Annotated in this window: 8 protein-coding genes; all 8 read right to left on the reverse strand. The window is 58.2% G+C overall.

All coding sequences use genetic code 11. The annotated features are described in order from the left end of the window. Positions 1 to 3: 3 nt before the first annotated feature. The 8 genes from JTP94_RS14640 to JTP94_RS14670 all read right to left on the reverse strand — a co-directional run bounded on the left by JTP94_RS14640 (position 4) and on the right by JTP94_RS14670 (position 16,287). A complete protein-coding gene (locus JTP94_RS14640) occupies positions 4 to 1,146 on the reverse strand; it encodes a polysaccharide biosynthesis/export family protein (RefSeq protein WP_204851217.1) in 1,143 nt (380 codons plus the stop codon). Between the two features lie 687 nt (positions 1,147 to 1,833). Further along, the gene (locus JTP94_RS14645; protein WP_246754973.1) at positions 1,834 to 3,369 is read right to left on the reverse strand and encodes a rhomboid family intramembrane serine protease; all 1,536 of its coding nucleotides are present in this window, start codon (positions 3,367 to 3,369) and stop codon (positions 1,834 to 1,836) included. Positions 3,370 to 3,635: 266 nt separating this feature from the next. Beyond that, complete coding sequence (locus JTP94_RS14650; RefSeq protein WP_204851219.1) at positions 3,636 to 5,114, reverse strand: HlyD family type I secretion periplasmic adaptor subunit; 1,479 nt, start codon at positions 5,112 to 5,114, stop codon at positions 3,636 to 3,638. After that, positions 5,111 to 7,294, reverse strand: a complete 2,184-nt coding sequence (locus JTP94_RS14655; RefSeq protein ID WP_210384139.1) for a type I secretion system permease/ATPase — start codon at positions 7,292 to 7,294, stop codon at positions 5,111 to 5,113. The genes JTP94_RS14650 and JTP94_RS14655 overlap by 4 nt, the downstream gene beginning before the upstream one ends. 113 nt (positions 7,295 to 7,407) lie before the next feature. Beyond that, on the reverse strand, positions 7,408 to 7,797 hold the full coding sequence (locus JTP94_RS14660; protein WP_204851220.1) for a hypothetical protein: 390 nt from the start codon (positions 7,795 to 7,797) through the stop codon (positions 7,408 to 7,410). Between the two features lie 73 nt (positions 7,798 to 7,870). Beyond that, positions 7,871 to 14,704 carry an S-layer family protein gene (locus JTP94_RS14665; protein WP_204851221.1) on the reverse strand — a complete coding sequence of 2,278 codons (6,834 nt, stop codon included), beginning with the start codon at positions 14,702 to 14,704 and terminating at the stop codon, positions 7,871 to 7,873. Positions 14,705 to 14,748: 44 nt separating this feature from the next. Next, positions 14,749 to 14,871: a hypothetical protein gene (locus tag JTP94_RS35785; RefSeq protein ID WP_281434802.1), complete on the reverse strand. Its 123-nt coding sequence runs from the start codon at positions 14,869 to 14,871 to the stop codon at positions 14,749 to 14,751. Between the two features lie 864 nt (positions 14,872 to 15,735). Further along, positions 15,736 to 16,287 carry a hypothetical protein gene (locus tag JTP94_RS14670; RefSeq protein ID WP_204851222.1) on the reverse strand — a complete coding sequence of 184 codons (552 nt, stop codon included), beginning with the start codon at positions 16,285 to 16,287 and terminating at the stop codon, positions 15,736 to 15,738. Positions 16,288 to 16,500: the final 213 nt, after the last annotated feature.

Consider the following 16,500-nt stretch of genomic DNA (forward strand, 5'->3'; position numbering starts at 1 on the left):
TCTTCAGTTAGCCGCGGAGCTGCCCGGTTGTGGAGCGGCGGCCGTTGGCACGCTCTTCTGATAGACGGTCAGCAACTTGGCGGCGTCGACCATCCCAGCGTTGCTGGCATAAAGCGTGTCGCCGTCCTGCATCTTGAACTGCTGCATCAGGACGAAATTCGAGACGTCTTTGAGGTTGACGCCGTAGATGACAGGCTTGATCGAAACCACGGTCGGCACACTCGCTCCCTTTGCCAGCGGGGCAGCGGCTTGCGTGTAGATCTTCTGATTGCGGAAGAGGTAGAAGTTCCGCGAGTCGGCGCGGTCGTCGAGCAAGCCGCCGGCGCGGGCAAGCGCCTGGGCCAGTGTCGTCTTGCCCGGTTCCAGCGGAAACTCGCCGACGCTCTTGAAGGCGCCGAGCGCCGTGAAGCTCTGCGATGTGCCGTCGACGAAGATCTGATCGCCGGGCAGCAGGCGCACATTCTGTTTATCGTCCTGCAGAACCCGATCCAGCGGTGCAGTCGCGCGCTGCGATCCGCGTGTCAGCGTAACGTTCGTGTCGCTCGGCGCGGAAGAAGCCCCGCCCGCAAGGGCAAGAACATCAAGCACGCGTTCCTTGCGCGCCGTCAGCGGAAAACGTCCGGCAGAGCGAACCTTGCCATCGACCGTAACGGCGCTGGAAGGCTTGTCGACCACGGTCACCACGGCCTGCGGATTGACGGACGAGCCCTTGAGAGCCGTGACGATCTGCGACTGCAGGCCCTCCGGCGTCGAATCGATCACCCGCTGTTTGCCGACATAGGGCATGGTGACGAAACCGCGCGAATCGACGGTGAAGCGACCGAGATTGAGCGACTTGCTCTGGGTGGTGGACAGCAATCCATCCTCGCCGGTGTCAAGCACGGTCACGTCGATGACGTCACCGGGGCGAAGCCGAGCGTCTGAAAAGCCACCTGAGCGAAGCCGCGCAAGCCCTTGATCGGAAGGCGCATAAGACGGGGCAACGACCTGTCCGCCCATCGGGGCGTTGGCCAGCGGAACGACCGGAATCCTCTCGTTCGTATGCGGCATCGTCGCATTGCGTATGTTGCCGGCGCTTGGTCCATCGGACGGCCTTGCACAGGCGCTGAGGACAACCAAGGGTAATATCGCCGCCAATTTCCGCATTCCCGAGCCTCCTTCGGATGTTACAGGCATGGCAGAAATATCAACCATAAGGCGGGAGGCAATATGCGAGCCTAATAAATAATGAATTGTGACAGTCTGGTTGTTTACCAATGTGTCCAATTCGCAACCGATCATCATCTTTGCCCCCTCCGCGTGGTCTTAATGGCAGCTGCCGCATCGGGTTTTGAGGCTGAAATGCTTGAGAGAAACGAATCAGCGAGTGCCGGCATGAATGTCGCCGGTGAACGAGCGCGCGAATTGACGGGGCGCCCATGTGGGGTCCTCCCTAGATACCCGTTTCATTCGGGTGCCGACATTTCCACAGCGGAAGATGACAATTCAAAAGGTGGATTCTACTAGCTATAGGCGCTATCATTGATAGGTATATTCCCGGCCTGATAGCATTGGCGATCATGCAACGATCAGCTTGTCTTTCGATGCAATCAGAGCTCTCCATAGTTGTTAAAAGATATACGACCATCATTGCAGGCGCACACCTCAGCAACGTGCCCTGCACCAAAGACAAAACTGTTTTCTAGGTGGCCCACATCTTACCTGCTAAACTGAGACGCCATCAGCCAGAAAGCTTTCATTCCAGGGGGCAATACCATCCTTTACAGAATGAGCTGCGCTTCCACGAAATGCGGCACTCGTTCCAATCTCATCGTTCCGTTTTTTGGAAGTCTGCTACTGCCGTTCAAGCTGGACTAACTCACCTCTGGCACCATCATATTCCATGAAAGTGGTTGGGCAGGAAAACACGGCAGCTTTGAACTTTTGACGCGCGTTGGCAATCTCTCCGCGCAAGAGATGCCATTCACCGACGTAGAATATAGCCTCACATAGACTATCGTTGGTGGTCGCTTTGGCTGCAACTTCGTCGGGGCCTAGTTCCCCGAGGAAGAGCTGGTAAACCGGGTAGGGCCATTTGCTTTGATCCAGCTTGCCAGCCTCGACACGAAGGTCAGTTGCCGCCCGACTGTCATTACCCCGTGTCTGGGCGAGGAAGCGCCATAGGTGATAATAGGGTGCGGCTCCCTTGTTCAGCGCTACCCTTGCTTCGAAGTCTTCCGCCGCCAGCTGATACTGCCCCTGAAAATATTGTGCGAAAGGGTCGGCAAGGTAGGCTGTGCGCAGATGGCCGATGGGCCAGATCGATCCGATAGCGATTGCTGCAAACGCAATGCTGCCCACGAGCGCCGCCATATCGAAGCGAGGGTGTAAGCGGTTTATTGGCCATGCCTTCAGCAAGACGAGTGAGACCGCGCCGCCGGAGATTGCACCACCGAGATGGGCGGCATAGTCGATATGCATTCCATCGGCTGTTTGGCCGACAAGGGGAAGCAGCGATGGAACGAGTATCTGGACTGCTCCTATTCTCAAAAACGTTGGCAACGGGCCTGATCGAAAATGAAAGCTTGTCACTATGACAGCAGCAAACAGGCCGATAATTCCGCCGGATGCCCCGACGCCGACCACGTTGGCAGGGTCCATCAGGAGCGATCCAACAGAGCCACCAAGCGCGCTAACGCAGAAAAGAGCGGCAAACCAGCGCCAGCCAATCAACCGCTCAAGCAGGATGCCGCCCCGCCACAGAGCGAAGCAATTGAAGGCGAGATGGATGATGCTGCCGTGCAGCATGGCAGCCGTCACCAGCCGCCACCATTCGCCATATTGCAGAATTCTTTCACGGAATGTCCCGCCGAGCACCAACAGAGTCTGAGTGCTTGGCGCGTAGTCCTTTGGCGGAACGACACCGAAGTAAAGCTCTCCAACGTAGACGCCAGTCAGAATCGCGATGAGAGCGTAGGTAAAGATCGGGCGCCCCTGAAGGTTAAAGACCGGCCTCGCATCGTCTTTAACCTCAGCGGCTACGGCGAGGCCATCGTTTGCCATCGCCTGCTGCTCACGATCCTTAGCGAGAAATTCGAGGCATCGATTATGGATCCAGTCTGGATCTGCTCGCAGCAACCTCAGGGAGATAACGGCTGGGGTTGCTTGCCCTTGCAATGCCCTGGGCAACCAGCGCACCGGTCCGCGCCTCGTCAAGGTTCGTGCCATAGCCGGATCCAGATGGACATACATGTGATCGGCACGTTTACGTTGATATCTTCGGATATCACCAACAGATCGCCAAGGTATCGTTTCGTCGAAATAGGTTTCGGCGTAAATTCCGTCCTGGGATATGACAAGCCCCGGCTTGTCCCGAATCGCCTTGACCATCAGGGCGAGCCCAAGAAGGCTGATAAGGGCTGCAAGTGGCCAACAGAAAATTGCGCTCAGGTGTGGGTGCCCAGGCCTATCGGGTAGAAAGGGGCCACCAGCAATAGCGGCCGCAATGACCTGTGCCATAAAGGCTAGCCATAACAGCCTACTCTTATCGTATGCGAATTCCAATTTCCGCGGCACTTGTGTGTCCATAACGAAACTCTCAAACGAAATTCTGTCTTGGTCGGGCATCCTCGGTGACATAGCTCCTCAAAAGCGCTCTACCGTTCCTGCATGGCCTGCGACGTGACTTCGACGATCGGCGAGAACAGATATTCCAGGATCCGCCGCTTGCCGGTCTTGATCTCCGCCGTCGCGGCCATACCGGCCGAGAGCGTTACCGAATTGCCATCGACATTCATGATGTCACTGTCGAGCTTAATAGTGACGGGGAAGACCAGGTTCTGAACCCGCTGCACGTTCGTCGTCGGCACCGTTGCCTGTAGCTGCTTGGTCGGATCGCCCTCAAGCTGGCTGGCATCCGGCTCGGGGATCGCATCGGTGGCAACAGCCGTGACCCGACCATGGATCACGCCGTAGCGCGTGAACGGGAAGGCCTCGATCTTGACTACCGCCGGCTGTCCGACCGACACGAAGCCGATATCGCTGTTCGGAATATAGCCTTCGACTTCCAACGCGGAATTGTCCGGCACGATGCGCATGAGTTCGACACCGGTCGTCACCACCTGCCCGACGGTATTGATCGAGGACGACTGGATGGTGCCATCGATCGGGGTGGGGATCGTCATGGATTCTCGCCGTTTGCGGGCTTTGACAAGTTGCCTCTCCAGTTCGTCGGCTTGCCGAGAAGCATCCCCTGCCTTCTGAACGTTATCGGCAACAAAGGTGCGAACTGTTTTCTCGCCATCGCTCGTCGTCACAGAAAGCGAGGCCTTGGCCTCTTCAAGCTGGCCGGTCTCCTCAGCGAGCGTCGCCTCTTCCTTCTGGCTCGTCTCAAGAGCGTCGATCACACCTGCCTTTGAGCCGGCCTCTTGATCCACCAGCGTCGAGCGGATCGCGACGCGCTCGTTAAGCGTGTCGACCAGTCTTTGCTGCGCCGCTATCGTCTGCTGCAACCGTCCAATAGTTGCCTGCTGCTGGGTGTGCTGTGCGGCGAGATTGGTGAGGCTAGACGCAAGCTGCGACAGGTCGGCTTTATAGATCGATTGTTCCCGATCGCGGATGCTGGAAGGCGTGTCGTCCGCGAAAGCTAACGGGGCCTCGGGAATCGCCTTCTCGGCTGTCCATATGCCTTGCTCTTGCCATTGCTCAACCGTCGCCAGCACGGCCTTCCGACGAACCATCTCGCCCCGATAAGCCTGGAAATTGACGGCCATGGCCTCTTCGTCGGAGTTGAGCTCGGTATCGTCGAGCTGGACGACGACATCGCCCGCCTTCACCCTCGAGCCGTTGGTGACCGGAACGGAGCGTGTCTTGCCGACCTCGATCGACTGGATGACCTTGACGCGTCCCGTCGGCTGGATCTTGCCCTGCGCCGTCGAGACGATGTCGAAGGTGCCGAAATAGCTCCACAGTAGCGTACTGGCGACGACGACGGCGATGAACCAGATGAAGGCCGTGCGGATCGGCGAGGCCGGCGTCTCGAGGATCTCGAGGGCTGCCGGCAGGAACTCGTTCTCCATCCTGCTGCGCCGCTGCGGCCGGCTCGGGCGTCTGGGCGGCTTGACCACCTGGTTCATGGCTGGTTCAGCCCCGACTGCAATTGCCACAGATGGGCATAGAGGCCATTCGGCCGGGCAAGCAGGGTATCGTGCGTACCCTCCTCGACGATGCGGCCGTCCTTCATGCCGATGATGCGGTCGCAATGCCGGACGGTTGCCAGGCGATGGGCGATGATGATGACCGTCCTGCCTTTGACGATCTCGCGCATATTGGCAAGGATGATACGCTCGCTCTCATAATCGAGCGCGCTGGTGGCCTCATCGAGGATCAGCATCGGCGGATTGGTGGCAAGCGCCCGTGCGATGGCAAGACGTTGCCTCTGTCCGCCCGAGAGATTGGCGCCGCGCTCCTCAATCAAGGTGTCAAAGCCCTTCGGCAGCTTGGCGATGAACTCGTCGGCGCCCGACAGGCGGGCCATCTGGATGGCGGCTGCCCGCGACATCGACGGATTGACCAGGCAGATATTGTCATGGATCGTCCGGTTGAACAGCATGTTCTCCTGCAGGACGACACCGATGTTGGAGCGCAGCCAGGCCGGGTCGACCTGAGCGATATCCTGGCCATCGACAAACACCTGGCCACGGGTCGGGATGTAGAAGCGCTGCACCAGCTTGGTCAGCGTCGATTTGCCGGAACCGGATGGGCCGACGATGCCGATCACCTCGCCTGGCCGGACCGAGAGGGAGATATCGCGCAGCACTTCGGGGCCATCGGCGGTGTAGCGGAAGTTCACACCCTTGAAGGTGATCGAGCCGCGCGGTTTTGGCAGGCTGACGGAGACTTCCGGCCGCGGTTCTGGCGGAGCATTCAGAATATCGGCAAGTCGGGCCACCGACACCTGCACCTGCTGGAAATCCTGCCAGAGCTGCGACAGGCGCAGGATCGGCTGCGAGACCTGCCCGGCGATCATGTTGAAGGCAACCAGCGCTCCCACCGTCAGCTCGCCATTGATGACAGCCTGGGCGCCGAACAAGAGTAGTGCGGCCGAGGTGATCTTGTTGACATACTGGATGGCGTTCTGGCCCTTGGCAGCGAGCATGGTCGTGGCAAAGGAGGATTGCACATAGGAGGCTAACCTCTCCTCCCATTGCGCTGCGACGACCGGCTCGACGGCAGAGGCCTTCAGCGTCTGCACGCCGACGACCGTTTCGACGAGAAGCTGCTGGCTATAGGCGCCGCGTTCGAACTTCTCGTCGATCTTTTCCTTCAGGAACGGCCGCACCAGGAAGCCGATCGCCAGATAGAAGGGTATCGAGGCAACGACGATCCAGGCTAGCTTTGACGAATAGGAAAACAGCACGAAGATGAAGACGACGGTGAAGATCAGGTCGAGGCCGGAGAACAGCCCCTGCCCGGTCAGGAAATTGCGGATCGTCTCCAGCTCGCGCACGCGGGCAATGGTCTGGCCGGTCGCCCGCGTCTCGAAATAGGAGAGCGGTAGGTTGAGCATATGGCGGAACAACCGCCGTCCGAGCTCGACATCGATGCGGTTGGTCGTATGCGATAGCGCATAGGTTCGAAGATACTGCAGCACCACGTCGAACAGCCCGACCGCGGCCAAACCGACGACCAGCACGATCAGCGTCGAATAGCTGCGATGAGCCAAAACCTTGTCGACCACCACCTGGAAGAACAGCGGTGTCACCAGAGCGAAGATCTGCACGATCAGCGAGGCGAGCAGGACATGGCCGAAGGCGTGGCGATAGCGCCAGATTGACGGCAGGAACCACCGGAACCCGAAATTTCCGTTTGATGCGCCAGGCCCGGCCAGGCGCCGTTGCAGCAGCAGGAAATGCCCGGCCGTCTCGGCCAGCAGCTCATGGGCGCCGAGATTGCGGCTGGAGAAGTCGACCGGATCGATAATACGCCAGCCACCGTCCGGTGTCGCACCGCCGAAGATGCAGAAACGGCCGTCGGTCAGGCAGGCAACGGCGGGTGTCGGCAATGTCGCCAGACGCGCATCGCTCTGGATCTCCAGATGCTTGGCCTTCAGGCCGACAAGCTTTGCGGCACGCAGCAGGTCGTTGCGTCCGGACTGCTTCGACAGTGCCAGGTCACGCGCAAGGACATCCGGATTGGAGGCGATGCGATAATAGCCGGCAATCGCCGCAATCGCCGCAAGGCCGCTATCAGGGCGTTTCACTTCCGTCACTAAAGCGGTCTGCGGGTACTCCGGTTCGACCGTGACCTGGTCCATATTTGTCAGTTTCTCTTCAGAGGTCGGGCGCACGAGTTTTGCCACCCTCGGTATTCAATGTGACGGGTGCCTTTCGGATTTCATATGCATCCCCTTTACTAGGGACGTTGCGATTAATGACGCAGGGGTTGCGCATTCGCTGAACGCGAGCCAGAAAGATGCAATGCCCTTGCTATGCCAGCACTCATAATATGCTTCTGAGCAAACCGGACATAATCCTCGTAGGGAATGGCGCCCTTGGCATAAGCGGTGAGAATTCTGCGACAGAACTCGTGGCGCGCGTTGGCCTGCGAAACGTTCATCAATTTTGCAAGCTTCTGCAGAAGCTCGGGCTTGAGGCCATAGTGGCTACATTGCTCGATGTTCCAGTTCAAAGCTGACGGATCGCCCAACATGTTTTTGTCAAATTCGTAACCGCTCTTTGTCGCGATGGTTGTGGCGTTTGCCGCCCCGGAAAGGGTGGCGATATATATTGCAGCGAAAATCATGCGATAGTTTTTCATTCTGGCCCCATCCTCTTGGGATCGACATGCCGAACCAACACTGGCTCGGCATGCCGGTTTTCATCAGCCATTATCACGCAGCATTTTGGTTCGGGATCGCCGGCTGGTAGCTGAGCGTGGCATCGCCAACCAGGTAGTGCGAGGTGCCGTCGGCCGTCTGGTACGAGCTTGTGCCCGTGATCGCAGAGCCGTCAGAGAAGGACTGGCTGCCATCCGTCGTCGACAGCAGGTTGACCAGCTTGATGCCGGCCTCAGACATGGTCTGCAGTTCGCCATCGTCGACCGTGCCGTTCTGGTTGGCGTCGCGCCAGACACGGAACTCGCTCCAGCGATCGTCATTGGTGTCCAGGACGTTGTCGTGGTTGCTGTCGAAAGCCAGACGCAAACCATCGAGGTCGGAGACGGAACCACCGTTGGCCGCGACCTGATCCGGTGTCGCCCAGTCAGAGAAAGCAAGCTCCTTTGCTTGATCAATGATGCCATCGGGACCGGCCTGGCCATTCTCACCAAGATCGATAGCGAGGAAGCCGTCTTGCGGACCGACCCAGGCGGTACCATCGCGAGCACCGTCGCTGTTCCAATCGAAGGTGACGGACGAGCCGGTCGCCAGTGCATTGATGTCGAGCGGTCGCAGATCGATATGACCGTCGCCGTTCAGGTCGAGCAATACCGGCCCGTGTCCAGAATGCGTCTGGGGCCAGTAGTCGACCATCTCATAACCGGAGCTGCCACCGCCACCATTACCTACATAGGCATAACGCTGCCACGCGGTGTTGTTGCCGGAACTATCGTACTGATAGTTCGTATAGCTGCCGTCGTCATTGTATGTCGTGGCGGTGTGAACGACATTGTTGACGAAGTTCTGAACGATACGTGTGAAGGGCAGATTGTTGTACACATCGTAATTGGTCGCCGTCAGCGTGCCGGCGGTGTCGCCATAGATGTTGTCCGTAATCAGTTGGCCGCCAGACGTGTAGGAATCCGCGATATATGACCAGCTCTGCGCGTTGCTGACGTCATAGGTATAGAGTGTCTTGCTGCCGTCGTCGAAATAGACGTTTTGGACGGTCATCTGACCGGCAATGTTGATCCCCTGAACGATCTCAGACCAGGTCTGAGCGTTCGTCGGATCCCAGAACCAGACGGTCTTGCTGCCATCATCAATATAGGCCGTCTGCGAAACCGCTTGGCCGCTTGCGTTCAAATTCCTATCGATCCGGCTCCATTGCTGCGAATTGGTCACGTCGAAGTCGACCGTACCCGTGGGCTGCCCAGCCGCATTATAGTAGTCGACATGCTGCAGTGCGCCGGTCGGTGTGTAGAAGGTGATCTCCACCCGCGTGCCATCGTCGTTGAACTGCTTCTCCAACGTCTTCTTACCTGACGCGTCGAAGGACTGCTCGTCTCGCGTCCAGGGAATAGTGTTCAATGGATCGTAGAAAGTGGCAAACGTAGGGATGCCGGCCTTGTTGGCATTGACGACACTTAGCGTCTGGCCGCTGGCGGCATCATAAGTGGTCGTGACCAAGCTGCCGTCGAAGGCGATCGCGACCTGCGACGACTTGCGGCCCTGGCCATCGCTGGTGACGCGCAGGGTGAGGCTGCCCATGACCGAAACGGTATCGACAACCGTCTGGGTGACCGCGCTGCTGGCGTTGAGATCGACCTTGGTCAGCGTGACGGAGCCGTCATTGTGGGTGACGGAGGTTTCCGTGTGATCGATCACGCCGTCATTGTTGGAGTCTTTGCTCAGCACCGTGATCAGCCCGTCTGTGCTGGTGGTGATCGTGCCATTGGCAACCACCGTGCCGGTGGCATTGGTCTCAGTGACGGTCGTCATCGTCGAGCCGTCGACCTGGCGTTGCGACTGCATGACGACCTCGTAGGTGCCATTGCCGTCATAGTCGTATTTGACCGTCTTCGTGTAGCCGTCGGCAGATGTGTCGGTTTCGACCTTGGCAGCAATCGCAGACTTCCAGTAGACATTGCCGGACAGAAGATATGTCGTCTTCTGAGCAGTGCCATTGTTCGTAATGATCGACACGGTCGCGCCGGTCGTGTCGGCCGTCAGCGTCTCCACCTGGTCAACCGAGCCGTCACCATCAACGTCCTTCGAGGTCGTGCGCGCCATGCCGTCCGAGGACTGCTGGATCGTCGTCTTCGTTGCCAGCTTGGCCGTTGCCAGATCCGTATCGGAGATGACGCTGGTCTTGCTGCCGTCGGCATTGTTCGTATCGACCTCGACACGATGGCGGTCGAGTGTGCCATTGCCGTCGAGATCCCAGTCCGTCGTGATCTGCAAGCCATTGGCCGTCGTCGTCGTGGTCGAGCCGTCCGACTTGACGCCGGCTCCCTTGTAGTCGGTGACGCTCAGCGTCTTCACACCGGTATCCGCCGTCACCGACTGCTGATGCTGATCGATGACGCCGTCGCCATTTGCATCACGGTCGATGGTGACGGTGTGCTTGTCGGCGCTGGTGAGCGTGATCGTCTTGTCGAGCAACTTGCCTGACGCGTCGGTTGTGGCGATGGTCTCGCGGGTTGCCCCGTCGGCCAGGATCTCGATCGTGTCGCTGACAGTCTGTGTCGCCAGTCCTGTGCGCTGCTCGCTGGTCGACATGATCTCGCCATCGGCATTCGTCGTCGTAACGAAGGTCGACATTGCCGAACCATCCGTCTTGGCGCTGGTCACCGTGCGCGTCCTTGTACCATCAGCGTTGATCACCGTGATATCGGTCGAGGCTTGGCCGTAGGTGCCGGAACCCGCCAGGTCAAACTGGGTCGTGGTCGACAGACCGTTGGCGCTGGTCGTGGTCTGAAAGCGGCTGGTGAGCGTCGTGCCGGTGAAGTAGCTGACGGTCTCGGTGCGTGATCCGTCCGCATTCAGCACCGTCGTATCGGTGCGGCTCTTGGTAAACGTGCCGGAGCCAGTCTGGTCCCATTTGGTGGTGACAGTCAGCCCATCGGCGGTGGTGTCGGTCTGCGTGACGGCGCTCAAGACCAGCGTGCCGCCGCTGTTGACCGTGGAGGTGCGTTCGATCGTCGTCTTGCTGCCGTTGGCATTCAGCGTCGTTTGATCGGTCACGGTCTTGTTGGCAGAACCGTTGCCATCCGTATCGTAGCTGATGGTCTGGCTAAGACCATCGGCGCTCGTCGTGACTGTCCTGCTATGCGACACGGCGCCCGTCGATGTCAGGTCGGACAGCGTCCGGGTGACACTGCCATCGGCGCTCTTCGTCGTGACGGACTTCTGGTCGACGACGCCATTGCCGTCGATGTCGTAGGTCACCGTGACCGTCTTGCCGTCGCCGCTTGTCGTGGTTGTCGTCTTGTTGGCGACCGCCCCGGTATTGGTGACCACCTCGGTGGTCGAACCGTCAGCGTTAAGGGTCGTCACGTCCGTGGTCGTTCTGACCGGTGTCAGAGCGATGCCTGGGTTGTTAAGCGCCCAGGCCTGCGCGCCAGTGGCGTTGTGTGATTGGCTCTCCGCCGTATCGGCGATCAGCTGGGCAACGGAAGCGCGCGAGGTTCCGGAACTGAGAGCGCCCAGCCAACCGTTGAGGCCTGCCGCCTCCGGCGCCCGCCCCAGGGCATTTTGATAGAGCAACGTCACGAACTGCGTATTATCGAGCGTGCCGTATTTCTGCGTGAACTCGGCGGAGTTGATCATGACGGCAGCAAGCTGGACCGCTGTTGTGCCGGCATTAAATGCCACCCCAAAGTCGGAAATACCGGCTGTATCGGGGTCTCGACCCACAATAGCATGGTAGAGCCTATACATCTCGTCGCGCGTTGCGATTCCGACCACGTCGTCGAACACGACCGTCGTCTTGCTCAGCCCATTGGCGGAGGTGGTGACGCGTGTCAGTTCGATCGGCACCGTATTGCTCGACCGGGTAAAAGCTTCGGTGCGCGATCCGTCGGCATTAAGGGTCGTGAGATCGCTGAGAGCCTGCTCGTAAACGCCGTCGCCATCCACGTCGGACTTGGTCGTGAGCGACAGGCCATTGGCCGAGGTTGTCGTGATCGCACGGCTGGCAAGCGTCGTGGTGCCAGCCTTGTAGGTCTCGACCGTCTTCGTCGCCTGGCCGGTGGCGTCAACGACGTTTGTCGTCTTCACATCCAGCTTGCCATCGCCATCGAGATCGATCTGGCTGGTCACCGTCTTGCCATCGGAAGTCGCGGTATTCGTGGTCTTGGCGAGCAATGTGCCGACTGCGGTGGTGACCGCATCGACCTCAGACGTCGAGCCATCGGCATTGAGCGTCTTTGTCGCAGTCACTGTCCGGTCGACGGTGCCGTTGCCGTCATAATTATAATCGGTCTTTGTCACCAGGCCATTGGCGCTCGTCGTGACCGTTGTCTGGTCAATCAGCGAGGTGCCGGCATAACCAGACGTTGTCGTCGCCTTCGCACCATCGCTGTTGAGCGCGGTCGCGGCAACGGTTTTGGCATCGACAACGCCGTCGCCGTTAAAATCCTTCTGAAACGTCGTCGAAAGCCCATTGCCCGACGTCACCGTCGTCACCTTGTCGAGTAATATGCCGGTGTTGCTCTTGTCCGTCACCGTCTCGGTGTGGCTGCCATCGGCATTGACGACCGTCTGGTCCACCGTCGACAGATCAACCGTGCCGTCGCCATTGGCGTCATTGGTGGTGGTCGTCGTCAGGCCATCAGCACTGACCGCAGAGACGACTTTCTTATGCAAGGCGCCGTCGGCGCTCATCTGCGTTGCCGTCGTCGTCTGGCTGCCGTCGGCGGCTATCTGCTTCACATTGGTAGTGTCTGTGATGCCATCTCCATCGTTATCGATGGCCACAGTCGTCTTCTGACGGTCCGCGCTGACAGTCGTCGTGGTCTGGCTAAGCAGCGTGCCATTGCCGCTCTTGGTCGCCACCGTTTCCTGCCGGATGCCCGCTGCGCCGCCCGTCGTCCCCAGTACAATCTTGTCGGTGACCGTTTTATCGAACGTGCCGTCGCCATTCACATCCGTCTGCACGGTCTGCGTCAGGCTGTCGGCGGATGTCGTCGTCACAGTCTTGGCGATGACTGTGCCGTTGGCGCTCTTCGCCGTGACGGTCTCAACCCGCGCACCGCTAGTACCCGCTGTGATGACATCCGTCGTCACAGCGTCGTAGGCGCCGTCGCCGGTGGCGTCAGTGCTCACGGTCTTCGATAGACCATCGGCGCTCGTCGTCGTCAGCACTTTGCCGACAAGTGTTCCATTCGGATTAAGGGTGCTGTCGGTCTCGGTGATCGTGCCGTCGCTCGCAACCGTAATCACGGTCAGCGCATCGACTGCTCCATCGCCGTTGGCGTCGACCGAGATGTTCTTGCTCTTGCCATCCGCGCTTGTCGTCGTGACACTGTTCGACAGCAACACGCCGCTGGCGCTCTTGTCCTGGACGGTTTCCGTGCGCGAGCTGTCGGAAGCAACCGTCGTCACATCGGAATGGACTAAATCGGCAATGCCGTCACTCGTCACATCGGTCGAAACCGTGCTCGAGAGGCCGTTCGCGGCGGCAACCGTCGTCACCTTGCTTCTGGCCGAATTGTCGCCGTTGGTCGTCGTCACGACGGTGGTCACATCACCATTCGCCGCAATTGTCGTCTGCGTCTGGTCGCGTTCATCGATGGTGCCATTGCCATCGAAATCGCTGGTCACAGTCTTGGTGTGACGGTCGACGCTGGTCAGCGTCGTAACGCTCTGCAGCAGCGTGCCGTTGGTGCTGCTGTCCTTCAGCGTTCTGGTGCGCGAGCCGTCCCCGCCAACGATGGTGATGTCGGAAACGACATCGTCATAGGTGCCGTCACCATTAATATCAGTACTGGTCGTCTCCGTCAGACCGTCGGCGCTCGATTGCACCAGCACCTGATTCAGCACGGCTCCGGATGCGCTGAGGGTCCTGGTCGTCGTTGCAGTCGTACCGTCGGAATTGGTGACGAAGGTCTGGCTCTGGTCAACATTGCCGTCGCCATCCTGGTCGACCGTCGTCGTGATCGTCTTGTGGTCGGCGCTGGTCACCGTCGTCGTGCTATCGACAACGGAACCATCGGCATTGAAATCCGTCACCACGCGCGTGCGAACGCCGGAGGTCACCGTGGTGACATCGGTCTGCGAGCGATCATAGGTGCCGTTGCCATCCTCGTCGAATTTGGTCGATACGCTGTAACCATCGGCGCTGGTGGTCACCAGATTCTGGAAAGCCAGACTACCATCGGCATTGTAAGCCTGGATGGCGTTCGTCTTCGATTGGTCGGCATTGGTGACAACGGTCGACTTGACGATATAGCCGTTGGAATCGCTGGCAAGGACGGCGTCGCCCACCGTGCCGGTCGAGCCGTCGGACTTGGTATAGGTCGTCGTCCCAGTGATAGCCGAGCCATCGCTGAATGTTTGGCCACTGCCCGTGGGCGTCAGGTCGATCGAGGTAATCCCAAGCGAGGACAGCGACACGAGCTGGCCATTGGCCATAACCTTGAACTTCGACCATTGCGCATCGCCGGCGTCGAGCTTGCCGTTGCCGTTCGTGTCGAAGACATCCTTGATTGCCTCGAGATCGCCCGTTGCTGTCGAATCCCACTGCGTAAACTCGAACTCCTTCGAGTTGCTGATCTTGCCGTCACCATCGGCGTCGAACACTAGAACGCCGGTGCCATTACCCGCCCAGGCCATACGGTGCTGATAGCCGTCACCCTTCACATTCACAAACTGTGACGAATTGCCCAACGAGTTGAGGTCCAGACCGCTGCCTGAGAGGTCAAGAAGGATTGGTTCGCTTGGATCGTCCTCCTCGGATTTGGCCGCATTGATAGCAGCAGCATATCCCTTTGCGTCAAAACCCGGCGGTGTCTCGCCTTTGCTAAGATCATACTGCTGACCATTCAGGATATCGTTGTAGATCATACCTCCCTCCTCGTCTGGGCCAGCCCCAGTTGGCGCACCGCCGTTCACACCCTGGCCGCCACCACGCGTACCGCCAGAACGGGTGCCACCGCCCGTCCCGCCAGAGCGAGTGCCAACGCTGCCAGTTCCACCGCCCCCCGCATCAGGGTCGCCATCATAGTGGCCACCGCCGCTAGCACCGCCACCTGACTGAGATCCACCGAAGCTCCCTCCTCCGAACAAACCTGAAAACGCATCCGCAGGGTTTGGAATTTTATCAGGAACCACCGGAGGGATAGGTACGTCCAGTTGCGGTGGAGCTATACTCGGTTGCGCAACACCAGGTGTTACGGTGTTGATGAAATCACCGGCCGTAGGCGCGATGGGCGGCAAACGAATGCCCGGCGTTGGAACTGACGGCGTTGGTAGGTTATCCAGGAAATGAGTCACGCCATCGCGGACCGTCGTACCCCCGTATTTCGAGTATAGGAATGATGCCGTCACACCAATACCTAAAGCGGCCCAGCCGACTGGACCAGAGATGATTTCCGCTGCGGCCAAGACCGCCATTCCCTGCATGGCAAAAGTGGTTGCCACTGAGCCAACAACGTAGCCAGTCGCGTCGTCAGCTAGGATGCCAAAAAACCTGGAGGCTGGATTTGGACCGTCGTAAGTCGCTAAGTCATAAAGGTTTTCTGCCCAGGTGATCGGGCCTAGATATGGGGATAAGGCCCGCCCCAATCCCCTGCCGATAGCTGCATTCGAGGATATAGAGAAATTCTCCGTGCTAGCGCCAATTTCTCTGAACGCTGCTCTTGCTGTCTGGGTATTTACCCAGCCAAGCTTTGCTTGCACGCTGGGCAGGCGATTGGTTGGCGCACGAACGTAATTACTCCATATTTTCAGCCCGGCAACGGTTTGGCCCAGCCCAGCGGCATATTGACCATATGTTGCCGCATCATTCACCTCCCCAGCGGTCGGAAGCTCTGATACTATGTCTGAAATCACATTACCCATTGCGCCCCCCTATCATTCCCACGATGTTTGCTGGATTAGCCCTTACGTTTGAAGAATATACTGTAAACACCAACAATAAATACTGATAAGAAAAATGCCCCCACCACTCCAATCATATATACATTGCTGAAAATATCACTCTTAGATCCAAATGTATATTCAAGTACATAGCATTTACCTATAGTACACGGAGATAGCGGATCCGAATAAACAATCATTATATTAATAATAAATACGATAACTAACGATGCCATCGTAATATATTCAAATCCATATGTTACAGAAGAAGTTTTTTTTCTCAAAAAAGCAGATCCAGAACTAGAATAATTCAAATATAAAATTAACGAAACCGCAATAATTGCAGATAATATTTGGGAAGATACTAGAATAAGTGGAAGTATGTTCTGCGAAAAAAGCAACTGCGCAAGCAGAGATACAATTCCCACGGGGAGCAAGTATGCCGCCGCAACATGGGCCCCGGCTGCCACCTCCCTATTACGCAACGCGCTCGCATAGTCATAAATAGACCAAAGCGTAAGCAAGATTGGCACCGGGCCGATAATCCACGGAAGATTGGGAATTATCATTGCCAATTGTCCCCTTGTTGTCGCTGTAAGCTTAAAATCCGCACACGTTCACCTTGGCTTGGAAGTTTGTTTGGAATTCATTGACTAATATCCGCAAACGCACCTGCTGCCCGCAACGAACGGCGCCCGACACAGAGCTGTTTGTCGCGATACCCGCTTGAGTGAGGATTTGGACGCTGCTGCGCTATGACAGTGCGGCAATACTTTACAGTA

Source organism: Martinezella lusitana (assembly GCF_016901135.1).
In the GTDB taxonomy this organism is placed as follows: domain Bacteria; phylum Pseudomonadota; class Alphaproteobacteria; order Rhizobiales; family Rhizobiaceae; genus Rhizobium; species Rhizobium lusitanum_D.

What these genes read in the sequence shown, in the direction of transcription:
- JTP94_RS14640 (WP_204851217.1), bottom strand. Translation starts at nt 1,146, where the DNA reads ATGCGGAAATTGGCGGCGATATTACCCTTGGTTGTCCTCAGCGCCTGT.
- JTP94_RS14645 (WP_246754973.1), bottom strand. Translation starts at nt 3,369, where the DNA reads ATGGTCAAGGCGATTCGGGACAAGCCGGGGCTTGTCATATCCCAGGAC.
- JTP94_RS14650 (WP_204851219.1), bottom strand. Translation starts at nt 5,114, where the DNA reads ATGAACCAGGTGGTCAAGCCGCCCAGACGCCCGAGCCGGCCGCAGCGG.
- JTP94_RS14655 (WP_210384139.1), bottom strand. Translation starts at nt 7,294, where the DNA reads ATGGACCAGGTCACGGTCGAACCGGAGTACCCGCAGACCGCTTTAGTG.
- JTP94_RS14660 (WP_204851220.1), bottom strand. Translation starts at nt 7,797, where the DNA reads ATGAAAAACTATCGCATGATTTTCGCTGCAATATATATCGCCACCCTT.
- JTP94_RS14665 (WP_204851221.1), bottom strand. Translation starts at nt 14,704, where the DNA reads ATGATCTACAACGATATCCTGAATGGTCAGCAGTATGATCTTAGCAAA.
- JTP94_RS14670 (WP_204851222.1), bottom strand. Translation starts at nt 16,287, where the DNA reads ATGATAATTCCCAATCTTCCGTGGATTATCGGCCCGGTGCCAATCTTG.